25 protein-coding genes are annotated in these 24,565 nt (G+C 69.5%); 17 read left to right on the top strand and 8 right to left on the bottom strand.

Features of this window, described 5'->3' with window-relative positions; translation table 11 throughout:
• The first annotated feature begins 2 nt into the window (after positions 1-2).
• The 7 genes from AB1046_RS02805 to AB1046_RS02775 all read left to right on the top strand — a co-directional run bounded on the left by AB1046_RS02805 (position 3) and on the right by AB1046_RS02775 (position 7,707).
• The gene (locus AB1046_RS02805) at positions 3-887 is read left to right on the top strand and encodes a branched-chain amino acid ABC transporter permease (protein WP_369372280.1); all 885 of its coding nucleotides are present in this window, start codon (positions 3-5) and stop codon (positions 885-887) included.
• A complete protein-coding gene (locus AB1046_RS02800; RefSeq protein WP_369372279.1) occupies positions 871-1,929 on the top strand; it encodes a branched-chain amino acid ABC transporter permease in 1,059 nt (352 codons plus the stop codon). The genes AB1046_RS02805 and AB1046_RS02800 overlap by 17 nt, the downstream gene beginning before the upstream one ends.
• Entirely contained in the window at positions 1,926-2,669 is a 744-nt protein-coding gene (locus tag AB1046_RS02795; protein ID WP_369372278.1) for an ABC transporter ATP-binding protein, read from the top strand. The genes AB1046_RS02800 and AB1046_RS02795 overlap by 4 nt, the downstream gene beginning before the upstream one ends.
• Positions 2,659-3,399 carry an ABC transporter ATP-binding protein gene (locus AB1046_RS02790; RefSeq protein ID WP_369372277.1) on the top strand — a complete coding sequence of 247 codons (741 nt, stop codon included), beginning with the start codon at positions 2,659-2,661 and terminating at the stop codon, positions 3,397-3,399. The genes AB1046_RS02795 and AB1046_RS02790 overlap by 11 nt, the downstream gene beginning before the upstream one ends.
• Before the next feature lie 61 nt (positions 3,400-3,460).
• Positions 3,461-4,486 carry a ThuA domain-containing protein gene (locus tag AB1046_RS02785; RefSeq protein WP_369372276.1) on the top strand — a complete coding sequence of 342 codons (1,026 nt, stop codon included), beginning with the start codon at positions 3,461-3,463 and terminating at the stop codon, positions 4,484-4,486.
• A 79-nt stretch (positions 4,487-4,565) separates the two neighbouring features.
• A complete protein-coding gene (locus AB1046_RS02780; RefSeq protein WP_369372275.1) occupies positions 4,566-6,920 on the top strand; it encodes a PQQ-dependent sugar dehydrogenase in 2,355 nt (784 codons plus the stop codon).
• A 241-nt stretch (positions 6,921-7,161) separates the two neighbouring features.
• Positions 7,162-7,707 carry a hypothetical protein gene (locus tag AB1046_RS02775; protein ID WP_369372274.1) on the top strand — a complete coding sequence of 182 codons (546 nt, stop codon included), beginning with the start codon at positions 7,162-7,164 and terminating at the stop codon, positions 7,705-7,707.
• A gap of 146 nt (positions 7,708-7,853) precedes the next feature.
• On the opposite strand, the gene AB1046_RS02770 is transcribed toward AB1046_RS02775, so the two are convergent.
• Entirely contained in the window at positions 7,854-8,324 is a 471-nt protein-coding gene (locus tag AB1046_RS02770) for a winged helix-turn-helix transcriptional regulator (protein WP_369372273.1), read from the bottom strand.
• Between the two features lie 128 nt (positions 8,325-8,452).
• On the opposite strand from AB1046_RS02770, the gene AB1046_RS02765 reads away from it, so the two are divergent.
• The 5 genes from AB1046_RS02765 (at position 8,453) to vanX (ending at position 12,690) form a co-directional block, all read left to right on the top strand.
• Positions 8,453-9,154, top strand: coding sequence for an SDR family oxidoreductase (locus tag AB1046_RS02765; protein WP_369372272.1), 702 nt, complete (start codon positions 8,453-8,455; stop codon positions 9,152-9,154).
• Positions 9,155-9,231: 77 nt separating this feature from the next.
• Positions 9,232-9,909: a M15 family metallopeptidase gene (locus tag AB1046_RS02760; RefSeq protein WP_369372271.1), complete on the top strand. Its 678-nt coding sequence runs from the start codon at positions 9,232-9,234 to the stop codon at positions 9,907-9,909.
• 178 nt (positions 9,910-10,087) lie between these two features.
• A complete protein-coding gene (locus AB1046_RS02755) occupies positions 10,088-11,041 on the top strand; it encodes a D-isomer specific 2-hydroxyacid dehydrogenase family protein (RefSeq protein ID WP_369372270.1) in 954 nt (317 codons plus the stop codon).
• A 4-nt stretch (positions 11,042-11,045) separates the two neighbouring features.
• Positions 11,046-12,092: a D-alanine--(R)-lactate ligase gene (gene vanA, locus AB1046_RS02750; protein ID WP_369372269.1), complete on the top strand. Its 1,047-nt coding sequence runs from the start codon at positions 11,046-11,048 to the stop codon at positions 12,090-12,092.
• Positions 12,082-12,690 carry a D-Ala-D-Ala dipeptidase VanX gene (gene vanX / locus AB1046_RS02745; RefSeq protein ID WP_369372268.1) on the top strand — a complete coding sequence of 203 codons (609 nt, stop codon included), beginning with the start codon at positions 12,082-12,084 and terminating at the stop codon, positions 12,688-12,690. Before vanA ends, vanX begins: the two co-directional genes overlap by 11 nt.
• Before the next feature lie 30 nt (positions 12,691-12,720).
• On the opposite strand, the gene AB1046_RS02740 is transcribed toward vanX, so the two are convergent.
• Positions 12,721-13,749 (bottom strand): DUF4037 domain-containing protein, encoded by a 1,029-nt coding sequence (locus tag AB1046_RS02740; RefSeq protein ID WP_369372267.1) that lies wholly within the window; start codon positions 13,747-13,749, stop codon positions 12,721-12,723.
• 104 nt (positions 13,750-13,853) lie between these two features.
• Positions 13,854-15,092, bottom strand: a complete 1,239-nt coding sequence (locus tag AB1046_RS02735) for a cytochrome P450 (protein ID WP_369372266.1) — start codon at positions 15,090-15,092, stop codon at positions 13,854-13,856.
• A 153-nt stretch (positions 15,093-15,245) separates the two neighbouring features.
• Between AB1046_RS02735 and AB1046_RS02730 the strand changes: the two genes are divergently transcribed.
• Positions 15,246-15,881, top strand: a complete 636-nt coding sequence (locus tag AB1046_RS02730) for a TetR/AcrR family transcriptional regulator (RefSeq protein ID WP_369372265.1) — start codon at positions 15,246-15,248, stop codon at positions 15,879-15,881.
• A 23-nt stretch (positions 15,882-15,904) separates the two neighbouring features.
• Here the strand turns inward: AB1046_RS02730 and AB1046_RS02725 are convergent, their stop codons facing one another.
• Entirely contained in the window at positions 15,905-16,489 is a 585-nt protein-coding gene (locus AB1046_RS02725; RefSeq protein ID WP_369372264.1) for a hypothetical protein, read from the bottom strand.
• A complete protein-coding gene (locus tag AB1046_RS02720) occupies positions 16,489-17,709 on the bottom strand; it encodes a hypothetical protein (protein WP_369372263.1) in 1,221 nt (406 codons plus the stop codon). Before AB1046_RS02720 ends, AB1046_RS02725 begins: the two co-directional genes overlap by 1 nt.
• Before the next feature lie 273 nt (positions 17,710-17,982).
• Between AB1046_RS02720 and AB1046_RS02715 the strand changes: the two genes are divergently transcribed.
• Positions 17,983-18,252 (top strand): LysR family transcriptional regulator, encoded by a 270-nt coding sequence (locus AB1046_RS02715; RefSeq protein ID WP_369372262.1) that lies wholly within the window; start codon positions 17,983-17,985, stop codon positions 18,250-18,252.
• 59 nt (positions 18,253-18,311) lie between these two features.
• On the opposite strand, the gene AB1046_RS02710 is transcribed toward AB1046_RS02715, so the two are convergent.
• From AB1046_RS02710 to AB1046_RS02700, 3 genes are all read right to left on the bottom strand, one after another.
• Positions 18,312-19,805, bottom strand: coding sequence for a BadF/BadG/BcrA/BcrD ATPase family protein (locus AB1046_RS02710; protein ID WP_369372261.1), 1,494 nt, complete (start codon positions 19,803-19,805; stop codon positions 18,312-18,314).
• 89 nt (positions 19,806-19,894) lie between these two features.
• Positions 19,895-21,178: an ABC transporter permease gene (locus tag AB1046_RS02705; protein ID WP_369372260.1), complete on the bottom strand. Its 1,284-nt coding sequence runs from the start codon at positions 21,176-21,178 to the stop codon at positions 19,895-19,897.
• Positions 21,175-21,870: an ABC transporter ATP-binding protein gene (locus AB1046_RS02700; protein WP_369372259.1), complete on the bottom strand. Its 696-nt coding sequence runs from the start codon at positions 21,868-21,870 to the stop codon at positions 21,175-21,177. Before AB1046_RS02700 ends, AB1046_RS02705 begins: the two co-directional genes overlap by 4 nt.
• Positions 21,871-22,065: 195 nt before the next feature.
• Here AB1046_RS02700 and AB1046_RS02695 point away from each other — a divergent pair, with 195 nt between their 5' ends.
• From AB1046_RS02695 to AB1046_RS02685, 3 genes are all read left to right on the top strand, one after another.
• A complete protein-coding gene (locus tag AB1046_RS02695; RefSeq protein WP_369372258.1) occupies positions 22,066-23,283 on the top strand; it encodes a sensor histidine kinase in 1,218 nt (405 codons plus the stop codon).
• Positions 23,280-23,948, top strand: coding sequence for a response regulator (locus AB1046_RS02690; protein ID WP_369372257.1), 669 nt, complete (start codon positions 23,280-23,282; stop codon positions 23,946-23,948). Before AB1046_RS02695 ends, AB1046_RS02690 begins: the two co-directional genes overlap by 4 nt.
• A 63-nt stretch (positions 23,949-24,011) precedes the next feature.
• Positions 24,012-24,530: a DinB family protein gene (locus AB1046_RS02685; protein ID WP_369372256.1), complete on the top strand. Its 519-nt coding sequence runs from the start codon at positions 24,012-24,014 to the stop codon at positions 24,528-24,530.
• The last annotated feature ends 35 nt before the right edge of the window (positions 24,531-24,565 follow it).

Raw genomic sequence — 24,565 nt, 5'->3', positions numbered from 1 at the left:
GCATGACCGGCGACCTGTTCGCGCAGAGCCTGGTGCTGGGGATCTTGCTCGGCGGGCTCTACGCCCTCCTGGCCGCGGGCCTGACGCTGTACTTCGGCGTGATGCGGGTGGTCATGATCGCGCACTCCGCGTTCCTGATCCTCGCCGCCTATCTTGCCTGGTACTTCCACGAGACCTCCGGCCTGGACCCGCTGCTGTCGCTGGTCATCACCGTGCCGCTGTTCTTTGTGGTCGGGTACGGCATGCAGCGGTTCCTGGTCTCCCGGCTGCGGCCGATCAGCCTCACGACGATGTCGGTGCTGCTGACGTTCGCCGTCGCCCTGACCATCGAGGGCCTGCTCGGGTTCGTCTGGTCCGGCACTCAGCGCCGGGTCCAGCTCGACTACTCCAGCGCCAGCATCGAGCTGGGCGGAGTCAGCATCGCCGTCGTCAAGCTGATCGCGTTCGCCCTCGCGGCGATCTCGCTGGGGGCGCTGTACCTGATCCTGCGCAAGACCTCGTTCGGCCGGGCGCTGCGCGCCACCACCCAGCACCCCGAGGCGGCACGCCTGGTCGGCATCGACACCGACCGCGTGGCCGGGCTCGGCTTCGGGCTGGGCCTGGCCACCGCCGCGATCGGCGGCACGGCGCTCGCGCTCGACTACACGATCTATCCGTCGCTGCACTGGCACTGGATCGGTCCGCTGATGGCGATCATCGTCGTCGGCGGGCTGGGCAGCATTCCCGGGGCCGCGATCGCGGCCCTCCTGCTGGGTGTGGCCGCGAGCCTGCTGCAGGTGCCGCTCGGCACCACCTGGGCGCAGACCGTCTTCTATCTCGCCCTGTTCGTGACCCTCATGATCCGCCCGCAGGGATTCTTCGGAGGTCGCCTTGCCCAACGCTTCTAGCGCCACCCCAGCAGTGCGCCCGACGACGGCGCGCGTGACCCGGATCGCGGCCCTGCTCGCCCTCGTCGCGGTGGTGCTGCTGTTCCCCTCGCTGGCCCCCGACCCGTTCATCCTGTCCGTCGGCGTGGTGATCCTGAGCTACGCCGTGCTCGCGACCTCCTGGAACCTGGTGGGCGGGTTCACCGGGTACATCTCGCTGGGCCACGCCGCCTACTCGGGTCTCGGCGGGTACGCGACGGCGCTGCTCATCCTCCGCACCGGGCTCGACCCGTGGCTCGCGCTCGTGGCGGGCGGCCTGATCGTCGCGCTCATCGCGATCCCCGTGGGCATCGCGTCGCTGCGGGTGCGCGGGGCGTCGTTCGTCATCGTCTCCATCGCCCTGGTGCTCATCCTGCAGCTCAGCTTCCAGAGCTGGGCCACGTTCACCGGCGGCTCGGGCGGGCTGCGCGTGCCGCGACCGTTCGGCCCCGAGGTGCTGCGGCCCGAGCAGCACGAGCGGTTCTTCTACCTGCACGCCGCGCTCCTCGCGCTGGCCCTGCTCACCTGGTGGGCGATCGAGCGGTCCCGGCTCGGCGCGGGCCTCAAGGCCATCCGGGAGGACGAGGACAAGGCCCAGGCGCTCGGCGTGCCCACCTTTGCCTACAAGCTGACGGCGCTCGTGGTGAGCGCGTTCTTCACCGCGCTCGGCGGCGGCCTGTACGCGCTGTGGTTCGGCTACCTCGACCCGATCTTCCAGTTCTCGATCCTGGTCGGCACCTACATGGTGCTCATGTCGCTGCTCGGCGGTGTGCGTAGCCTCTTCGGCCCGCTGCTGGGCGCCGTCGTCGTCGGCTACGCGGTCGAGGTGTTCAAGTCGCAGTACGGCGACACACAGTTCCACCTGGTCGCCACCGGCATCCTGCTCGGCCTGGTCGTCCTGTTCATGCCCGACGGCGTGATCCCGGCGCTGACCTCGCTCGTGAACCGGCGCCGTCACGCGGCGTCGATCCGCGAGGTGAGCGCCGAGGACCTGGCCAAGCAGCGCGAGGAGGCGACACCATGACCGATCCGACCGGTTCCGTCACGACGACGGACCTGACCAAGTCGTTCGGCGGCGTCCGCGCCATCGACGGCGCCTCCGTCACCTTCCACGAGGGCAAGATCAACGCCCTCATCGGCCCCAACGGCTCCGGCAAGACGACGTTCTTCAACTGCGTCACCGGCATGATCAAGCCCGACGCCGGCACCGTGACCTACGCCGGCCGCGACGTGACCGGACTCGCGCCGCACCGGATCGCCCGGTCCGGGATCGGCCGCAGCTTCCAGCTCTGCCGCATCTTTCCCCGGCTCACCGTGCTGGACAACGTGCTGGTCGCGGTGCAGCCCCACGGCCTGCTTGAGCGCCTGCGGGGTATGCGCAACCCCGCCGACGTCGCCCGCGCCCGCGAGCTGCTGGCCCGCGTCGGCATCGACCACCTGGAGCACGCCGAGGCGCGCGACATCTCCTACGGCCAGCAGAAGCTGCTGGAGCTCGCGGGGGTGCTCATGGGCGACCCGCACACGATCATGCTCGACGAGCCCGCCGGCGGCGTGAACCCCGCGCTCGTGGACCGCATCGCCGACCTGGTGCGCGAGCTCAACGCCGAGGGCCGCACCTTCATCATCGTGGAGCACAACATGGAGCTCGTGATGGGCCTGAGCGACCACGTGGTCGTGTTCGACCGGGGCCGGCCGATAGCGGCGGGCACTCCCGCCGTCGTGCAGGACGACCCTCTGGTCCTGGAGGCTTACCTTGGCGTCTGAACCCCTTCTCCGGCTGACCGACATCGAGGCCGGCTACGGCCGCGCCGCCCTCGTGCTGCGCGGGCTGTCCGTGTCGGTCGCGCCGTCCAGCGTGGTCTGCCTCGTGGGGCCGAACGGCGCCGGCAAGTCGACGGTGCTCAAGGTGGCCAGCGGTCTGCTCAAGCCGCGCGCCGGGCAGGTGGTGGTCGACGGCGTGGACCTGACCGGGCGCACGCCGCAGCAGCTCCTGGCCGCCGGGCTGTCCCACGTGCCGCAGGGGCACAGCGTGTTCCCCGAGATGACGGTCGCCGAGAACGTGCTGCTCGGCGCCTACACCGTGCACGACAAGGCGCTGGTCGCCGAGCGCACCGAGTTCGTCACCAGCCTGTTCCCGCTGGTCGGCGAGCGCTGGTCGGCGCTGGCCGGCGCGCTGTCGGGCGGGCAGCAGAAGCAGGTCGAGTTCGCCCGCTCGCTGATGGTGCGGCCCAAGGTGGTGCTCCTGGACGAGCCCTCCATGGGGCTCGACCCCAAGGCGACGGCCATCGTGTTCGAGCAGGTGCAGCGCATGCGCGACGCCGGCACCGCGGTGCTGCTCGTGGAGCAGAACGCGCGGCGAGCGCTGGAGTCGGCAGACATCGGCTGCGTACTAGACCTGGGCCGCGTCCACATCACGGGCCCAGCCCCGGACCTCCTAGCGGATCCCCGCCTGGCCCAGCTCTACCTGGGCGGCCGCCCAAAGGAGGCCCGGTAAACCCCCTCTGTTGTGGGCAACCAACAGCTTGTCTCCGGTGACCGTTCAAAGGAGAACCGTCATGTCGTTCAGGAACACGCTCGGAAAGTCGATCGGTGGTGCGGGGCAGGTCGTGCTCGGCCTCGCGATCCTCGCCGCCCTCTTGGCCGGCCTGCACCTCGCGCCGGCCACGCGCGGCGCGCCGTCGTCCGCTGACCAAGCCACCGCAGCCGGCCAGGGCGGATCGTCGCAGAACACGTACCAGGACAAGGTCGCCGACTACGGCGTCTGCCGCGGCACGGACTCGGACTGCTACAACGACTGGGACCTGCCCCGGACCGACGACGGCCGGGTGCGCGTGCTCGTCTTCACCGCCACCGGCGTCTCCCGGCACGCCCACCTCGGGCCGCTGCTGCCCGCCGGGATGAACCCGCCGCTCACCTCGGCGCACGTCGCGCAGAACGCCGTGATCCGGTGGGGGCAGGAGTACGGGTTCGAGGTGGACTGGACCGAGGACGTGCGCCAGCTCGACGCCCCGGCCAAGCTCGCGCCGTACGACGCCGTGGTGTTCCTCAGCAACTCGCGCACCATGCTCGACGACGCGTCCCAGACCGCCCTGCTGCAGTACGTCCGGTCGGGCGGCGGCTTCGTGGCGATCCACAACACGCTGGGCGCGATGTACCACTGGCCGTGGTTCCAGGGGCTGCTCGGCGGCGCCAACTTCTACGACCACGGCCCGCACCGGGACGGCGAGGTGGTGACGATCAGCCGCCGCGACGCCTCGACACGCGACCTGCCGCGCCGGTGGGACTTCCGCGACGAGTGGTACAACCTCGAGCCCTTCCCCACGGGCGTGCGGTTCCTGGCCGAGGTGAACACCGACACCATCGGCGACGCGCCGGGGTTCAACGGCCATCCCGGGCACGAGGGAGACCACCCGGTCTCGTGGTGCCAGTACTACGACGGCGGTCGCGCGTGGATCACCTCGCTCGGCCACGACCCGGCGGCCTGGACCGAGGACTCGACGCTGGAGGGCGCCGGGTCGTTCGAGACGCACGTGGTTGGCGGCATCCTCAGCGCGGCCGGGGCGCAGCCCTTCTGCCGGTGACGCACTCCCGCGAACCGCTCCGCAAGCCATGCACTCCGCCATGCACTCCGCTATGACGACGACATCCCCAGGAGGCACCATGAGCACCAGAAGACGATGGCGGTCGGCGGTCGCCGCGGTGGCGATCACCGCCACCGCGCTGGCCGGGCTGACCACGGCGACGCTAGCGACGGCGACACCGGCCGCGACGGCCGAGACCGGCCCGATCACCGACCCCGCGCCCGAGGAGATCCAGTCCACGCTGGGCCTCGTGCTCCAGGAATACGCCCAGTTCCCGAAGACGGAGCCCATCCCGGCGCCCATCGACCGCCGGCTGATGCGGCACGCCCGCATCAACGCCCTCGGCGAGCTGCCCGACGGTTCGGGCCGCACCTACGTGCCGGACCTGAACGGCCCGCTGTACTTCGTTCAGGACGGCGGCGAACCACAGGTCTACCTGGACGTAGCCGCCCGGTTCGCCCCCGAGTTCTTCTCGGGACGCGGTATGGGCAGCGGGTTCGGGTTCGCGGCGTTCCACCCGGACTTCGAGGACAACGGCACCTTCTACACGGTGCACTCCGAGCGCCCCGGCAACGCAGGGCCGCCGTCGGACCCCACCACCTACCCACCGCAGAACCCGACCTTCCTGCACTCCGTGGTGACCGAGTGGGTGGCGGACGACCCGTCCGCCGACGTCTTCACCGGGACGAGCCGGGAGGTGCTGCGCCTGGGCTTCGCCGGCCAGGTGCACGCGATCCAGCAGATCGACTTCAACCCGACGGCGCGGCCGGGCGACGAGGACTACGGCCTGCTCTACCTCGCGGTAGGCGACGGCGGCATCGGCGTCGGCACGGGTGTGCCGCAGGACCGGGCGACGCCGGCGGGCAAGATCCTGCGCATCGACCCGGCGGGCACCAACGGGCCGGGCGGCACGTACGGGATTCCGCCGTCGAACCCGTTCGTGGACACGCCGGGCACGCTGGGCGAGATCTACGCCATCGGCATGCGTGACCCGCACCGGTTCAGCTGGGACCAGGAAAGCCGGCACGACGACGCCCGCATGCTCCTGGGCCACATCGGCGAGCACGCGATCGAGGCGGTCTACGACGTGCAGGCCGGGGACAACTTCGGCTGGGGCGTCCGGGAGGGCAAGTACGTCTTCGACTCGACCGACCGGTGCAACCTCTACCCGCTCCCGGAGAACGACGCCGAGCTGGGCTTCACGTATCCCGTCGTCGCCTACGACCACGACCCGCCGCCCGGCTGGTCCTGCACCGCGGACAGCGGCTACGCCATCAGCGGCGGGTTCGTCTACCGCGGCGACGACCGCGACCTGCGTGCTCTGAAGGGCAAGTACCTGTTCACCGACCTGGTCGAGGGGCGCGTCTTCTACGCCGAGGAGTCGCAGATGCGGCGCGGCCGCGCCGAGGCCCAGATGTACGAGCTCGCGCTGTACGACACCGACGGCACCCGCAAGCGGATGCCCGACTTCACCGGTGACGAGCGGGCCGACCTGCGGATGGGCCGCGACAGCGCGGGCGACCTCTACCTGATCGCCAAGGCGAACGGGAAGATCTGGAAGGTCGTAGACACGATCAAGGCTCCGGTGCCGCAGGACGTCACCCGCTCGCTGCAGGGCAGCTCGGTGAGCTTCTACGACTTCGAGCACCCGTTCCAGCAGAACGGGTCCGTCGAGATCGACCGCGGCGCGTCGCGCACCTACCTGAACCTGATCAACGGCGGGGAGGACATGCGGGTCGCCGACGGCGCCTACCCGGGCAGCAACAACTCCATCCAGCTCGGGCAGGTGAACCCCCTGGAGGCCGGCAACGACGACTGGAAGGCAGGGGTGTTCAACGCGGCCGGGGTGCCCACCCTGTCCAGGCTGGCCGGCGTGGACGGGATCACGGTGATGGGCTGGGTCAAGATGACCGGCCAGAACCCGAGCCCGAACTCCACCACCGCCGACCCGGACGACCTCTACAACGCCGTGGGCCTGGCGGGTGTGCTCAGCGGCGACTCCGACGGGCACGGCGTCCGAGCGCTGCTGGAGATCATCGAGGTGGACGGCGAGCTGCGGCTGGTCGCCCTCGGCCGACGGATCGACGGCGGTGCGTCGCAGACCTTCGCCGCGCACGAGGACTGGCGCACCCTGCTGCCGCAGGACGAGTGGGTGCACCTGGCCGCGACGTTCGACTACGCGACCGGTCGCATGGCCCTGTACCGGAACGGTGAGCGGGTGCCGGGCTTCTACACGGTCGCCGGCGACCCGTGGCAGGTGGACGGCTCGGGCTCGTCGGACACGACGCCGCGCGGGATCAAGATCGGCGGCAGCTTCCCGCAGGACACGCAGGAGCGGAACCCCTGCAACTGCAGCATGGACACGATCCAGCTCCTGGACAAGGCGGCGACCCCAAGGGAGGTAGCGGCCCAATACCGCCTGATGACGAGGTAGGCGGATAGGTCCGCCACGATCAAGCGGTTGTGCATGGCTTTGCGGCCAGAAGCATGCACAAGCGCTTGATCGTGGCGGACCTTTCCCGGTCCAACGGGGCGGGTGATGGTTTGGGTGAACTCCGCGCGTTTTGCTCGTCTCGGCTCATCGGATACTCCCGGATGCCGGAGACTCCAAGGTGTAGCCCGGACTCGGGCTCACCTCAGCATCTGGAGTCTCTATGAAAGAGAACCACAAGGTAATGACCACCCGGACCGGGCGGCGCGCCGCAGCTCTGCTGGCCGGCGCTCTCGCTCTCGGCACCGCACTCTCGGTCGGCCTCGCGGCACCCGCGAGCGCCGCTGCCTGGGAGGACGACCTTGTCGTGCGCGACACGTACTACGTGCCGACGCAGGACCGCTACGTCGAGGCGCGCTGCCGCGTCGACGTGTACGCGATCGCCGCCAAGAACCTGCCGGGCTACGTCACGGTCAAGGGCAAGGTGCGCTGCAACCACAAGCTGCTGGTAGGGGGCGCGGTGTCGTTCAGCCTGGGTAGCCACGACGGCACCCCGCTCTACACCCGTGTCGACGTGCGTCGTATCCGCACGGGCAGCGACCCGGACAAGAACGCCACGTTCTCGACGCGGGTGTACGTCAACCGGTACGACTACGCCTACGCCGGCGGGTCCGGCACGTGGGCCGTTCGGGACCTGGAGCTCGACGCCGATATCAGCACGATCGACCAGGACCGGTGGTGGATGTACGACTACGCCGCCAGGACTGTCGAGACCTTCCGGGCGTACTGACCCTGCCCGTGTAGTGCCCGCTCATCTCCAGTGAGGTGGTTCCGCCCGACGGCGGTACCACCTCACTGGTCTCCCGGCCCGGTCGCACCCCGGCCCGGCCTGAGCGCACTCCGCCGGGCCGGTCAGGGCGCACTCCGCCGGGCCGGTCAGGCCGAGATGCCGACCGCACCCGGCCCGGGTACCACCGTGACGGCGTCCGGCGCGAGCTCCTGGCCGTCTTCCGTCAGGAAGGCCAGGCGTACCGGGCGTTCCGTGGCCTGCTCGACGTAGACGATCGACGGTCCGAACCCGGACGGGCGGTGCTCGTCCCCCCAGGCGACGAACGCCGCGAGGACGGTCTTGAGCTCCGCTCCCGCCTCGGTCAGCACGTACTCGTCGCGCTGCCGCTGGCCCTGGTCGCGGTACGCCCGGCGCTCCAGCACCCCGGCCTCGACCAGGGTTTCCAGCCGGGCCGTGAGCACGTCGGGGGCGATGCCGAGCCGCGCGCGGAAGTCGGCGAACCGGGTGACGCCGAAGAACGCTTCGCGGACGACCAGGAGCGCCCACTTCTCCCCCAGCACCTCCAGGCTCCGGGCGACAGAGCAGCGGGCGTTGACCTCACGGGGTGTTGCGCTCATGTGCACATCCTAGCCGGGCTGGGTTGTGTTTCCGTAGTCAGGGTTGCTAAGTTGGCATTTCCAATTCAGGCCGCCTGCCCGACGGCGCGCGGCCCCCGCGAAGCACCCACGAGAGCGAGCTCCTACCGATGACTACCCTCAAGAACGCCGTGGTCCTGGTCACCGGCGCGAACGGCGGCCTGGGCCGCGCGTTTGTCGCCGAGGCCCTCCTGCGGGGCGCCGCAAAGGTCTATGCCAGCGCCCGCACGTCGCGGGAGTGGACGGACCCGCGGGTTGTGCCGCTCCCCCTGGACATCAACTCCCCCGAGTCGGTCGCCGCCGCGGCCGAGCAGGCCGCCGACACCACGGTGCTGATCAACAACGCCGGGATCAACGACTCCCGGCTCCCGACGCTGAGCACGCCGCTGGAGGCGGTCCGCGCGGTGTTCGAGACCAATGTGTTCGCACAGCTCGGAATGGTCCAGGCCTTCGCCCCGGTGCTGGCCCGGAACGACGGCGGCGGCATCATCAACGTGCACTCGGCGCTGAGCTGGCTCGGCACCGGCCCCTACTCGGCGACCAAGGCGGCCTTCTGGTCGCTCAGCAACGTGCTGCGGGTGGAGCTGCTGGACCAGAAGACGCACTTGCTCGGCGCGCACCTCGGGTACACGGACACACCCCTCATCGCGGACCTCGACGTGCCCAAGGAGGACCCGCGCGACATCGTGGCGGCGATCTACGACGGCCTCGAGGCGGGCGAGCACGAGGTGCTCGCCGACGAGACGAGCCGCAACGTGAAGCAGGCGCTCTCGGCCCCGCTGTCGGCCCTGTACCCGCAGCTGCAGGGCTAGCACCCGCCCAGCAGCTATCGGGAGCGTATGGAAAAAGCGAGACGGTCTGACAACGTCGCTCCCGGTGGGCTGGGGGCATGACTCGACAGGAACTCACTCGTCCCCCCGCCCACGTCGGCCCCAGCGCCTGGCCCAACGGTCGCCGTCGGAGGAGCCGACGACCCGTGGTGGCCGGCCTCGCGATCCTCGGCATCGCACTGGTCACAGCCTTCGGCATCTACCCTCTGCTGGACCGCGGCTCCCCGGTGGTCCAGGTCGTCGACGACGTCCTGGACCCCGGCGCGACCTCGGCAAGGACTACCGGCTCCGCCGCAGCGACCGGCGTGGACGGGGGCGACGTACCCGGCGGCGCGGCGATGCTCGACGACGACATCCCGGCGATCACCGGGCTCGACCCGGACCTCGCCGCCGCCGTCCGGCAGGCTGCCGACGACGCGGCGGCCGAGGGCATCGACTTCTGGATCACGAGCGGCTGGCGCAGCCCCGCCTTTCAGCAGGTGCTGCTCGACGCCGCGGTCCAGGAGTACGGCGGCCTCGAGGCGGCCCGGCAGCATGTCAGCACACCCGAGCTCTCGGCACACGTCGGCGGGAGCGCCGTCGACGTCGGACCGACCGAGGCCGACTACTGGCTCATCGAGCACGGGACCGACTACGGGCTGTGCCAGGTGTACGCGAACGAGATCTGGCACTTCGAGCTGCTCACGGAGCCCGGCGGCACCTGCCCGGAGCTCCGCCCCGACGCCTCGGCGGGCTGAGCGCATCCCTACGGCTCGTGGCGCCGGATATCGAAAACCTGATACGTTCGCGCAACGCCGTGCCGCCTCCACGAGGGCGCATGCCACACAGCGAACCGGCACGAACAGCGGCCCGCCGCACCCGGTCGCTACCGTCCCCGGTCTCTCCAGCCGTCCCGAAAATGAGAACTACAGCTTAATGCATATTACGATCTATGGATGCGAGCAGGATGAGGCCGTCTTGTTCCAAGAGATGGCGCCTCGCTTCGGCGTGATACCAAACATCACCAAGGAAGCGGTATCTGAGGCTACTGCCGAGCTGGCATCCGGAAGTCGATGCATCAGCGTCGGCCACAAGACCCAGATCACGAATTCCACCCTGCTTGCGCTCAGCCAGAACGGTGTGCGGTACATCTCCACGCGGAGCATCGGATACAACCATCTCGATGTGGAGTACGCAGCGAGCCTTGGCATTCAGGTCGGGAATGTTGCCTATTCGCCCGACAGCGTGGCTGATTACACGCTGATGCTGATGCTGATGGTGGTGCGCCACGCAAAGTCCACCATCCGCCGCACAGACACCCATGACTACAGGCTGAACGCCGTACGCGGCAAGGAACTGCGCGACCTGACGGTCGGGGTCGTCGGAACAGGGCGCATCGGCGCGGCAGTCATCGACAGGCTGCAGGGTTTCGGCAGCCGGATACTGGCCCATGACAGTCGCTCCAGCACCTCTGCCGCTGCCGAGTACGTCGCCCTGGATCAGCTGCAGCAGCAGAGCGACATCGTCACGCTCCACGCACCGCTCAACGCGGACACGTACCACCTCCTGGACAGCCGGCGTATCCAGCAGATGAAGCACGGCGCGTTCATCATCAATACCGGTCGCGGCTCACTGATCGATACCGAGGCACTCATCCTGGCGCTGGAGAGCGACAGTCTGGGCGGCGCAGCGCTGGACGTCCTCGAAGGAGAGGACGGCATCTTCTACGCCGACCGCAGGAACAACCCCATCGAGAACAAGTCGTTGCTGAAGCTGCAGCAGATGCCGAACGTGCTCATCAGCCCGCACACCGCGTTTTTCACGGACCACGCACTGAGCGACACCATCGAGAACTCTCTTGTCAACTGCCTGAACTTCGAAAGCGAGTAGCAGCATGGATAGGTTGAAGGTCGGAATTCTGTTCGGAGGCCGCTCCGAGGAAAATCCCATCTCCGTCAAGTCTGCGCAGGAAGTCGCGAAGAGCCTTGACACAGAGAAGTACGAGCCGTTCTGGATCGGGATCACGAAGGACGGTGCGTGGTCGCTCGTCGACGGCCCTACGGCAGACTGGGAGAACGGCGAGCTCCGTCCGGCCGTCCTGTCCCCGGACCGGAGCGTCCACGGGCTGCTCGTCCTGGACGAGGGCAAGTACGAGACGATCAGCCTGGACGTCGTGCTCCCCGTGCTGCACGGCAAGCAGGGTGAGGACGGCGCGATGCAGGGACTGCTGGAGCTCTCCGGCATCCCCTACGTCGGTTGCGACATCCAGAGCTCTGCTCTGTGCATGGACAAGTCCCTCGCCTTCACCGTCGCGCGAAGCGCGGGCATCGCGACGCCGGACTTCTGGACCTTCGCGTCGCACGAGACCATCGATCCGGACCAGTTCACGTATCCCATCTTCGTGAAGCCGGCCCGTTCCGGTTCGTCCTTCGGCGTCAGCAAGGTGCGCGGAGCGGACGAGCTGCAGAGCGCGGTCGAGGTCGCCCGCCAGTACGACTCGAAGGTGCTGATCGAGCAGGCCATCGTCGGCAGCGAGGTCGGCTGCGCGATCCTGGGGAACGACCCGGACCTGTTCGCGGGCGAGGTGGACCAGATCGGCCTGACCCACGGCTTCTTCCGGATCCACCAGGAGAAGGAGCCCGAGAGCGGCTCCGACAACGCCACCGTGGTCGTCCCCGCCGACATCTCCGCCGAGGCACGCACGCTCGCCCAGGAGACGGCGAAGGCCATCTATCGCGCCCTGGGCTGCGGCGGGATCGCGCGCGTGGACATGTTCCTCAAGGAAGACGGCAGCGTCATGCTCAACGAGGTGAACACCTTCCCCGGTATGACCTCGTACAGCCGCTACCCGAGGATGATGGCGGCCGCTGGGCTGCCGATGACCGAGGTGCTCGACCGGGTGCTGTCGCTGGCGCTGGCGGAAGACGTTTATGCAGGATGATTTTGTCCCGGTAGACGAGTTCGTGCCGGGAATACGCTGGGACGCCAAGTACGCCACCTGGGACAACTTCACCGGCAAGCCGGTGGACGGCTATGTGGCGAACCGTATTATCGGCACGAGGGCCTTGTGCGCCGCTCTGGAAAAAGCGCAAAAAGAAGCCGCACCTCTCGGTTTCGGCCTGCTGCTCTGGGACGGTTACCGCCCGCAACGCGCTGTAAATGCCTTTATGCGCTGGGCGGAGCAGCCGGAGGACGGCCTGAAGAAGCAGCGGCACTATCCGAACATTGCGCGAGCCGAGATGTTCGGACAAGGCTATGTGGCCGTCAAGTCGGGCCACAGCCGTGGCAGCACCGTCGACCTGAGCCTCTTTCAGCTCGGCACCGACGAACACGTCCCCATGGGGGGTGACCACGACCTGATGGACGTGGTCTCGCACCACGGAGCGCAGGGCATCACACCGGTCGAGGCGGAGAACCGTCAGCACCTCTGCAACATCATGGAGGCCAGCGGCTTCAGCTCGTACGACCGTGAGTGGTGGCACTACACGCTGAAGGACGAGCCGTACCCGGACACCTATTTTGATTTCCCGATCACATAGCTGAGCCGCCGGTGTCCGGCGCCTGGGCAGTCAGGCGCCGGACGCCCGCGCGAGCCGGGCTCGCGCACCCGGGTCGGTGAGCGTGCCGACGTCGTCCACCCACTGCTCGACGCCCCCGCGGTGCGGCAGCGCCAGCACCTCCGGGTCGGTGATCGCCGCGCGCAGCGTGCCGGTCACGCCGTCGCGCAGGCCCGTGAACGGGCGGTCCCAGAAGCCCTCGCACGCCGGCCCGTCCAGGACGGGCAGCCCGACGGCCCGCTGCCGGTCGTGCAGCGCCTCGCACGCCGCGCGCAGGGCGGCGTCGCGCTCCTGCCAGGTCGCCGCCGCGAGCGCGGCGGCCAGGTGCGGGCCGGCCGACGGCGCCACGGGCAGCCGCCCGAACAGCGTGCCGGCCCACTTGGGGTACGCCGGCCAGCGCCGCTCCAGCAGGAAGCCCAGCCGGACCAGGGCCGTCGCCAGGCGGGCGGCGATCATCCGGGAGCCGAGGTCGTCGCCGAGCTGCCCGGTGCGGCCCACGAACGGCAGCTCCTGCCCGACGCGCGTCCAGTCGGCCGCCAGCACGTGCAGCCAGACGTCGTGCGGATACCAGGCGAGGTGTTCGCGCAGCGCGGTGATCTCGCCGGAGGTGTCCTCGAACACGGGCCCGGCGGTGACCTCCAGGGCAGCCTGACCGGTCAGCGAGAGCCAGTCGGTCACGGTCATGGTGTCGCCGACGTCGAGCCCCGTGCGCGACCGCACGAAGTCGGCGGGCGCCGCGACCTCGACGCGGTGCCGGACGGTCGGGTCTTGCGAGAAGGCGAACGCCGTGGGCCAGCCCTGGTACGACGCCGGGAGCGCCGTGGCGAGGAGCTGGTCGACCTCGTCCACGTGGTCGGCCGGGACGAGCAGCGTCAGTCGCAGCCCCCAGTCGTGGTCGCGTGAGGTGTCGTCGTCGAGGCCCAGCACGTCCGATCCGGTGCCGAGCCGACCTGCCGCGCGCGGCAGGTCGGGCAGCTTGCGGTCCAGGATCGGGCGGACGACGTCGTCCCAGTACGCGTGCGCGATCTCAGCTCCGGACATGGCGCCAACCTAGGTGCCGCGCCGACGGTGGTCGAGGTGAATACGCGGGGCCGGCCGCCGGCCGGGACTGTTCGCCGTCGGGCAGGACCGGTCGAACAGGCCGCCTACCAGGTGACCGGGAACTCGTGGATGCCGTAGACGAGCGAGTCCTCCTTGAACGGCAGCTCCTCGACCGGCACCGCCGGGCGGATGCCGGGGATACGGCGCAGCAGCGTGTCGAAGACGACCTGGAGCTCCAGCCGGGCCAGGTTCTGGCCGAGGCACTGGTGGGCGCCGTAGCCGAACGCGAGGTGGTTGCGGGCGCCGCGCTCGACGTCGAACACGTCCGGGTCCTCGAACACCTCCGGGTCGCGGTTGCCGACGTGGGAGAGGGTCAGCACGCCGTCGCCCGCCTTGATGAGCTTGCCGCCGAGCTCGACGTCGTCGGTGGCGGCCCGGGCGAGCACCTGCTCGGCGATGGTGAAGTAGCGCAGCATCTCCTCGACGGCGGGCGGGGTCTTGTCCGGGTCCTGCCGGATCGCCTCGTGTGCCGCCGGGTCCTCGGTCAGCTTGAGGGTGCCCAGCGTGATCATGTTCGCCGTGGTCTCGTGCCCGGCGGTCAGCAGGAGGAACGACAGCCCGACGAGGTCCGCGCGATCGACGGTGCCGGTCGCCTCGCGCTGGCGCAGGATCTGGCGGCCCAGCAGGTCGTCGGTGGGCTCCTGCTCCTTGGCCTGCAGCAGGGAGTCGAGATATCCAGCGAGCTCCAGCATGGCCTGCTGGGTCTCCTCCGGACGCGCGCCCCGCTTCAGGATCAGCGAGGACCGCTCCTGGAAGAAGGCGTGATCCGCGTACGGCACCCCGAGCAGCTCGGAGATCACCAGCGACGGGACCGGCAGGGCAAGCGCCTGCACCAGGTCGACGGGTCGCGGGCCGGCCAGCATCGCGTCGATGTGCTCGTCCACGATCTCCTGGATGCGGGGCTTGAGGCCGGCCAGCCTCCGGTGCGTGAACTCGCTGAGGACGGCGCGGCGGGCGATCCCGTGCTCCGGCGCGTCCAGGGAGATCATCAGCCGAGGAAAGACCTGCTCGATCCCTCCGCCGGCCTCGCCGGCGGTCTCGTCGCCGGCCTCGTCCCGGACGCCGAGCCGGGGGTACCCCGGGCGGGACGAGTCGGAGCTGAAGCGCGGGTCCGAGAGCACAGTGCGGACGTCCGCGTGCCGGGTCACCACCCACGCGTCACTCCCGGAGGGGAGCGTGGCCCTGCTGACGGGATCCTGCTCCTGGAGCCGCACGTGCTCCTCGCGGGGGGCGTACGGGCAGGTCCGGGCGGTGGGAAGTGCGGCGAGCGGTTCTGCGGTCACGGGTCAGGCTCCCCTGGTCGGCACATCCGGAAGGATTCCTTCCGCTTGCCTGGACGATAACAAATGCGGAAGAAAACCGTCCACTTGTTCCGCGAATGAGATAGTGGCGCAAGTCCCGACAAGCAAGTCCCCGACAAAGAGGTGCGTGAAACGATGGCCGAGCCGCAGACGCTTCGGGCCGACGCGCGCCGCAACCGCGACCAGATCGTCGCGGCGGCCAAGGTGCTGTTCGCGGAGCGCGGGCCGGACGCCCCCATGGAGGAGATCGCCCGCCAGGCCGGCGTCGGCGTCGGGACCCTCTACCGGCGTTTTCCCGACCGCGAGGCGCTGATCCAGGAGGTCGCGCGCGACAGCCTCGCCGTCCTGGTCGCGCACGCGCAGAAGGCACGCGCCGAGGGCGGGCAGGGGTGGGAGTCGTTCCTCAAGGTCCTGGAGACCCTGCCGGAGCTGTGGTTCACCCTGCGGCTGACGATCCTGTCGCAGGGTGACCCGGTGGTCATCCGGCACGACCCGCAGGGCGTCGCCACCGGCGAGCAGCTCGTGTCCACGCTCGACGACCTGGTCCGCGACGGGCAGGAGGCGGGGACGCTCCGCGCGGACGTCAGCACCGCCGACATGGTCATGCTGATCACCCTCGTGATCAGCGGCCTGCGGTCATCCTCCGGCGCGCTGCCCGACGCCGCGCACGCCCGGATGCTGGCCCTGGGCCTGGACGGGCTGCGGGCCACGGCGCACACGCCGCTGCCCGGCCGCCCCCTCGACATCGACGAGATCGGCGGGAAGCATTGACAAGCACCAACCTGAATTCGGCGTCATTCGGCAGCGCGCCTGTCGTCTAGAGCCTGCTGGCAGAAGTCCGTTTCCTCCTGGTCGACGGCGGCGCAGAGCATGATCGCCCACTGGACGTCGAACTCACCGCTGTTCCCCTCGGCTTCCCAGTGGACAGTCAAGTGGTCGGCTCGCGCCGACCTGTCGTCCTGGGCGACCACCTCGATCAGCAGGGTGGCAACGTGGATGCCTGTTTCTCCCTCCCTGCGACACTCCCGCTCGACCGTGTGGATCGTCGTGTCCGCGCCCAGGTCTTCGAGCGTCTCCCGGAAACCTCCAATGTCGCTGGGCTCGTTGGCCACGGCGTAGGCCACGATCTCGACGCCGGATTCCGGCGGGGTCGTGACTGCCGTGATCTCCCCCATCTCGCCGCCTTCGACGCACAGCGTCATCGTGCCGATGGAGTTGTGCTCCCCGGGCGCTACATCGACGACCCCCGTCTGGACTCTCGACGCGTCCTCAGCCCCTGGCCGCACCTGCGCGCTCGGTCCAAAGGCCGCACATCCTGACACGGCGGCGGACAGCGCCACGAGCAGCGCTGCCCACCGCCAAGTTCGGTCGTGTCCCATCACGGCTTCGTAATAACACGTGCCGACCCTTCAGGGCCAGCGTCGGCGCTGCTCCAGCAGAGCTTCGCCTGCCCCGTCCAGCTCCACCGTAACTGGGTCGCAGAACCCCAACCCGACTGTGCTGAAACGTTGACCTGCTCCAGGTCCATACCCGTCGAGTAGGTGGTGTTCTTGCCCTCTTCCTTCGTGTACGAGTACCCATTGCCGTGCGCCCTGCAGTTGTTGTAGTTCAGCGCATCGACCACCACATAGCCAGCGAGCAGCTCCTGGCCGTTGTTCGGTCGCCAGAAGTCCGTGTAGCCCACACCGCACGGGTTGTCGTAGAAGCGATACCTCACGTGGTCGTAGTACATTCTCGTGCCAGCGATCCCACTCTGCTGCGCGGAGTTCGACCAGGTCTTGGTCTGGGTGCCGCCAGCCTTCCATACAGTGCTGGTCTTATACGCGACCCCGACCGTGTGCGTCGAGTTGGAGTTCTGGTCGACAGTCACCTTGGCATTCGTTACACCTCGCGCGATGACGAAGTTCTCCCTGCGGTTGCTCTGGTACGTCCCTGTCCCAACGGCGACGCACTCGTCGAGCGGAACGACGGATGCTTCCGACACCCGGTTAGCAAGCCACGTGTCGATCGACACCCTGGCCGTGACCTCGGAACGAAGAGCCTCAGCCGCGGCAGCTTCCGTAAGCTCGACACCCTGATCGTCCACTTGCTCGGTCCACGGCATGGTGCTGTCCGTCACCGCTCCCGTGTCGAGGTCGAAGGTCATAGACACGCCCTCGACGTCATCGCCGGAAGTGACTGCTTCGGTGTCCATCGCCGCGATCCAGCGGCCCCCCGACAGGCTGGAAGCCGAGGCCAACGACACGGACCGTTGCATCTGGGAGGTCGCGTCAGCCACCATGACGTCGACGTCGACTTGCCCCCCGTCGCTTACTAGGTCCGGAGGAAGTGCTGATACGTCGAGCGGAACCGCGTAGTTGCCTTCGATATCAGTCTTGATGTTCGCGACGGTGTACATCGGTACTTCGGTGTCGTCAGGCAGCGCCTCGAGCACCTTCGACTCGGGCCACGCGACTACGAGCACGTCGGCTCCGGCCACCGGCTTGCCCGAACGCGTCACCGAGCCGGAGATCGCCGTGTCCTCGGTGACCGTTACGGTGGCCGCCACCGAACCCGTCGCAGCCACCGATGTAGATGCAGTCGCCGCGGCGACCGTCATGAGAGAGATCACTCCCGCGATAGCGCGGGATCGTCTTGCAAAGCGCACGATTGCTCCTTCGTTGGAGACCAGAACATGCCTTGCTGAGCCGACATCACGCTATGCGGCTCCGTCACGGCCGTCTACAGACCTGCACTTTGTCCTACGAATCGTGGAAACTCAGCCGAGGATGTATCAAGCGGCAAACCTCGCCCTCTCTTGATCTGACGTATGTCTACACCCGATCAGTGATGGTGTCGCTGAATATCGACGCCGAGAATCAGGGGAAGTGCGTTGCCTACCATCGAGGAGATTCGTTCGTTCGACGCCGTCGCCCGGCTCGGTTCCATGCGCGAAGCCGCGAAGGAACTGCTGGTCGCGGACAGTACTGTGAGCAAGCACGTAGGAGCCATCGAGTCCAAAGCGGCCGCCATGCTCTTTACCCGGGTCAAACGTCGGTTCGTTACGACCGAACGCGGTCAGGAGATCGCCGACCTTGCACGACAGTGTCTCGAGGCTCATGGAGCTTTGCTCGCTGCACTCGCTCCCGCGACTAGCCGGTAGTTGCCCACGTCAGTCGATCGTTTCTGAACGCCAGCCTCCGACCTAGGAACAGGAAGATCCTAGGTCGGCCGCACGCTAGCGGTCACCTCGCGCGCCGTAAGGCAGGTCCAACCGCCCACGTAGACCCGGTCGCCGTCGGACAACCAGCGGCGCTCCCCCGGGCGCAAGGGCGTGGTGGGCATGGCGTCGCCGCGGGCGGCGACAAAGGTGCCGTTGGCGGACCCGAGGTCGATGACGCTCCAGCCGCCCTCCACCCAGGCGAACTCGCAGTGCCGGCGCGAGACGCCCGTGTCGTCGCAGACGATGTCGGGCACCACCCCGCGGCTGCGCGACCCCCGGCCGACCACCAGGCGCTCACCCGTCAGCGGCACCACCGTGTCGACCGTGGCCTCCGGTGCCTGGCGCTCCTCCGGGACCTGCTCGGCGCCCCACTCCTGGTCGGCCCGGACCTCGATGGCCCACGACCTGGGCTCGCTCTTGGCCTCCATCGCCCGCACCACCGGGAAGACCACCCTCGGCAGGGTGATGGAATCGTCCGGCCGGGGTGCCACCCCGACCCGCACCGCCAGCAGGGGGACGTGCTCCTCGACCACGTGCGGGTACGCGACCAGCATCCTGGCCAGCGCCAGCGCGCCGTCGAGCGGCAGCCCGGCGCTCGGCTGCACCCGCACGTCGTCGCGCTTCTCCAGGACGTGCCGGATCACCATCGACCGGAACATCGGCGCGTGCAGCAGGATCTTGCCCGTGGTGACCGCCACCGGCGCCACGCCGGGGTGGCTCAGCACCGCGCACAGCCCGTCCGCCAGGGATCGGGCCGCCTCCTCGAGGATCTCGCGGCACGCGACGTCGCCGTAGCCCGCGGCCTCGATGACCCTCGGCGCGAACCCGGCGAACAGCGACACCTCGTCGACCGCCGTCCACCGCTCCCGCCGGCCGAAGTGCTGCTCGGCGGCCCGGACCAGGCCTGGGGAAGCACCCATCTGCCGCCCGTCCATCGACCGCGCCGCGGCATCCAGGCCGCGCCGCCCGATCCAGGCGCCGCCGCCGTTGTCGCCCACGTGCGGGCCCATGCCGTCGGCGAGGTGCCACCTGCCGACGTCGTCGCACGCGACCGCCACCGCGCCGGTACCCACGGCGAGCGTGGCGCCCGGCCCCGGGCCGAGGGCGCCCAGGTGAGCGGTGACGGCGTCGCTGGAGACGGCGGTCGAGGTGGTGCGCAGCTCCTCCGACAGGATGTCGTGCACGCAGTTCGCGTCAAGCGTCCCGGCGTGCGTCATCGACCGGAACCCGCGCAGCCCGACGGCGGCTGCCGCCACCCGGGGGCGGCCCCCGAACTGGGCAGCGAAGCCTCGACAGAGGTCCCGCACGACGTCGGGCACGTTCGAGCGACCGTCGACGATGGTGGCCGGCGGCCCCTCGACCTCGTACGACCTGCCGCCCAGCCCGATGGTGACCCGCAGGCGCGAACCCGTGCCACCGATGTCCACCCCGGCTATCCCGGCGTCCGCTTCCGGGGCCTTTGCCCCACGCTGCTGAACTGTCGCTATCGCCACCGGGACATAGTCCCCCGGGAGGTCCGGACCCGCGACGCGACGGGTGATATTTGCTCCCCGCGGGCCGGGCACGAGTGATCCGCCTCGCTTCACTCGTAACGGAGCGACGAGATCGGGTCTTGGCGGGCCGCACGTAGCGCGGGCAGCGTGCCGGCGAGGAAGGCGATGGCCATGACACCCAGCACTACCGTGGCGATCGTGACCGGGTCGAAGGCGATGAGCGTCAGTCCCGGGAGGTCCGCCAGAAGATCCCCGGCGAACCCGCTGACCAGCTGCCCGACGCCGATCGCACCAAGCACGCCCAGGGCGCTGCCCACCAGGCCGATGACCACCGCCTCGATGCTGAACAGGGAGAAGACGCGGCCGCTGGACAGCCCCATCGCCTTCATGAGCCCGACCTCACGCGTACGTTCCTGGACTGCCATGAAGAGCGTGTTGACTATCCCGATGCCGGCCGCGATCAGCGCGATCACCGCGAAACCGTTCAGGACCAGCACGATGCCGTCGATGACCGCGGTGAGGGTACCGAGCTGGTCCTCCAGCGTGCTGGCGGTGAAGCCGGCGTCCTCCAGCCGGTCGCTCAGGGCCTGGGTCGCCTCCTCGCCTGCTGTGGCGTCGAACGTCACCGACGCCTGCGCGTAGCGCGTGGACTCCGCCTCGGGTGCCCCCGTGGTCTGCAGGTCGTAGAGCGTCTCGGTGAGGGTGTCGTTCGGGATCGCGCCGCCCATGCCGATCACGCCGGGCTCGGCGACACCGACGATGGTCGCGTCGGTAGTCACCTGTGTTCCGGTGGCGTCGGTGACGGCCAGCACTACCGTCTGCCCCACGGCGTCGGCTGCGGAGCCGAGCTCCAGCGGTTCGAGATAGCTCTCGGGCAGCACAAGCTCGGGGTCAGCGGCGTCGAGGTCGACCTGCTGGCCGGCGGCGAGCTCGGACTGCATCCCGGGGACGAACTGGGAGATCGTGAGCTGGTAGCGGTCCCCGTCGTCGTACTGGACGTAGTCGGTGGTGATGTTCTTGACCGGCTCGATGCTCTCGACGCCGTCGATGCCCGCGATCGTGTCGATGTCGTCATCGGTCAGGGCCGTCGCCGTCGTCCCGGGCGGGCCGTCGGCCTCGATCTGGTTGGGGTCGTACTCGGCGGGGCCGCCGTCGGTGGGCGCGGTCTCGCTCGTCTTGGTCACGGTCATGACGTCGTCGACGCCGACAGTGGCGACCGTGTCGTCGATGTACTGGTTGATGCCAGTGCCCAGGCCGTTGGTCAGGGACAGCGTGAAGGCACCGATGAAGATGGCCAGCACGGTCAGGCTGGTGCGCAGCTTGGACCGGAAGGCATTGCGGAAGGCGGTGGTGACGATGTCGAGGGTCTTCATGCCGCCACCCCCGCCGGCGCGGCGATCAGGCCGTCGCGGATGTAGATGCTGCGGTCGCACCGGGACGCGAGGTCCTCGTCGTGCGTGACGACGACCAGGTTGATGCCCTGGCGCCGGTTGAGGTCGAAGAGGATGTCCTCCACGACCGCCCCCGTGGCCGTGTCCAGGTTTCCGGTCGGCTCGTCGGCGAAGATCACGCGCGGCTGGTTGATCAGCGCCCGCGCGATGACCACACGCTGCTTCTGCCCGCCGGACAGGTCGTTGGCCTTGTTGCCCGCCTTGTCGTCGAGCTCGAGCTGGGCGAGGGCCGCCATCCCGCGGGCGTGGCGCTCGCGGCGCGAGACCCCGGCGATCTTCAGCGGGAGCGTCACGTTGTCCAGGACGCTGGCCTGCGCGTTGAGGAAGAACTGCTGGAAGACGAACCCGAAGGCGCTGTTGCGCGTGTGGTTGAGCTGCTTGGCCGAGAGGCGCGACGTGTCGGTCCCGTCCAGGGTGATGGTCCCCGACGTCGGCCGGTCGAGCAGGGCGAGCAGGTGCATCAGGGTCGACTTGCCCGAGCCGCTCTTGCCGATGATCGCGATGGACTCGCCCTCGGCGATGTCCAGGTCCAGGCCCTTGAGCGCCTCGAAGGCGCTCGAGCCGGACCCGTAGGTCTTGTGCAGGTTGCTGACGGAGAGCAATGGGGAAGCCACGTCGGCCGCCTCTCTCGTGTTGCCGAAGATGTTGACGTGATCAACCCTCTTCCACTTGGTGCCCGAGCGAGTCGTCCCAGCGATGACTCTTGGGTACCGCGCTGGTAGTACATCGGGATACCGCCGGTGCCGGACGCGCGGGGGTAGCGCGTGCGAGATGCTTGGCGCAGCGCCAACGACGGACAGGGGGAATTCATGCCACAGCGCGAAGAGATGCGGTTCGGCCCTCTGCGCCGGGCTCCCGCGTGGGTCGGCCACGTCATCGCGTCGTTCTTCGTGGTGAGCGCCGCCCCGGTCCCGATCACCGAGGACACGGCCCCAGATTGGCGAGGCGACGTCGTCGCCATCGCGGTTGTCGCAGCCGCCCTGCTCCTGCTGCGCCGCCGGCTACCGGTCCCGACGCTCGCGGCGCTGGTCGGCGTGGTCTGGCTGAGCGTTCCGCTCGGGCTGTTCAACCCCGGGATCGTGCTGGCGGCCGCGATCGCCGTGTTCACCGCGAGCCGCCTGCTGACCCGCCGGCTGGCCGTATGGGTGGTCCTGGCGGCCGCCACCCTCCTGAGCGCCGCGGGGCTGGTCGCCGTCGGCCGCGGCGCCATCCAGTTCCTGCTCCTCATCCTGCTCTTCGGTGCGCTGGGCGACCTGGTCCGGGTGCAGCGTGAGCAGTTCCTGGCCATCACCGAACGCGCCGAGCGCGCGGAGGCGACCCGGGAGGCCCTCGCCCACCAGCGGGTCGCGGAGGACCGGCTCGGGATCGCCCGCGACCTGCACGACGCCGTCGCGCACCAGATCGCCGTCATCAACCTGCATGCCGGGGTCGCGACCTCCGCGCTGCGCGACCGGCCGGACGACGCCGAGCACTCGCTGGCCGTCATCCGCGGCGCCTCCAGGACCGTGCTCGCGCAGATCGGGGACCTGCTGGCCACGCTGCGTGACCCGGGCTCGTCGGGCACCGGGCCGGTCCGCCTGGCCCAGCTCGACGACATCCTGCGGGAGTTCCGCGGGCACGGCCTGGACGTGACGGTGCGCCGGATCGGCGACGCCCGCGAGCTGCCCGCGGCCGTCGACGTCGTCGCGGTGCGTGTCATCCAGGAGGCCCTCACGAACGCCCACAAGCACGGCACCGAGCACCGTGCGCACGTCGTCGTCGAGTACCTGCCGGGCAGCCTGCACATCACGGTGAGCAATCCCGTGCCTCCCGCCCATCCCGGCCCGACGGCGGACGGCGCCGGGGCTGGAGCCGGGCACGGCCTCGTCGGGGCGCGTGAGCGCGTCGAGTCGGTGCGGGGCACGCTCAGCCACGGGCGGACCGGGCTGAGCGCCTGGGAGCTCGCCGTCGACCTGCCGACCGACCCGCGGCAGCCCGACGTCGACCCGCCCGCACCCGGCCCGACCTTTGCTGGAGAACGTTCATGATCTCGGTCCTCATCGCGGACGACCAGGCGCTCATCCGTTCGGCGATCTCCGACCTCATCACGCACAGCGGCGACCTCACCATCGCCGGGGAGGCGGCCGACGGGCACCAGGCCGTAGCGCTGGCGCGCGAACGCCGTCCCGACCTCGTCCTGATGGACATCCGGATGCCCGGCATGGACGGCATCGCCGCGACCCACGAGATCTGCGCGGACGCGGACCTGTCCGCCGTGCGGGTCCTGGTGCTGACGACCTTCGAGGAGGACGAGTACATCGTCAATGCCCTGCGCGCGGGCGCGAGCGGGTTCATCGGCAAGGGAGCGGAGCGCGAGGAGATCGCCGCCGCGATCCGAGCGGTCCACCGGGGCGACGCGCTCCTGTCCCCCACCGCGACCCGCGCCCTGATCGACCGGTACGTGCACTCGTCCCGGCTGTACACCAGCGAGCCGCCGCGCGAGCTGGACGACCTGACCGAACGGGAGTCCGAGGTGCTCGCGCTCGTGGGCACGGGCCGGTCCAACGGCGACATCGCCGAGCTGCTGGCCATCTCGCCGCACACGGCCAAGACCCACGTCAACCGCATCATGACCAAGCTGAACGCCCACGATCGGGCGCAGCTTGTCATCGCGGCGTACGAGAACGGCCTGGTCCAGCCCCGGGAGCGTTAGCCCGTCTCCCGCTTGTGGCATCGTGGCAACCAGACGGGACGTCGAGCCTCGAAGGGACGACTCATGCGTGCTACGGATCTGCTGGTGGACGCGTTCGGCCGGATCCAGAAGGCGGTGCACGGCTCGGTCACGGGGTTGACCGTGGACGAGCTCGAATTCCGGGTCGACGACGGCGCGAACTCGATCGCGTGGCTCCTCTGGCACCTGACCCGGGTCCAGGACGACCACATCGCCGACGCCGCGGGCACCAGCCAGGTCTGGTCCGACGACGGCTGGGACCGCAGGTTCGGCCTGCCCTTCCCGGCGGAGGACACGGGCTACGGGCATGACGCAGACGACGTCGCCGCCGTCCGCGTGGCGTCCGCCGACCTGCTCACGGGGTACCACGACGCCGTGCACGACCAGACGGTGCGGTACCTGGCCCGCCTGTCCGACGACGACCTCGCTGGCATCGTCGACGAGTCGTGGAACCCGCCGGTCACACTCGGTGTGCGGCTGATCAGCGTCGTCAACGACGACATGCAGCACGCCGGCCAGGCCGCGTACGTCCGGGGCCTCGCGCTGCGACGCCGGTCAGCTTGACCGACGCCCGCTGAGTACCGCGGCCCCGGCGCTGC

The sequence above is a fragment of the Promicromonospora sp. Populi genome (genome assembly GCF_041081105.1).
Taxonomy (GTDB): Bacteria; Actinomycetota; Actinomycetes; order Actinomycetales; family Cellulomonadaceae; genus Promicromonospora.
The sequence above is the reverse complement of the archived record's forward strand: the minus strand, read 5'-3'. Positions and strand labels throughout refer to the sequence as shown.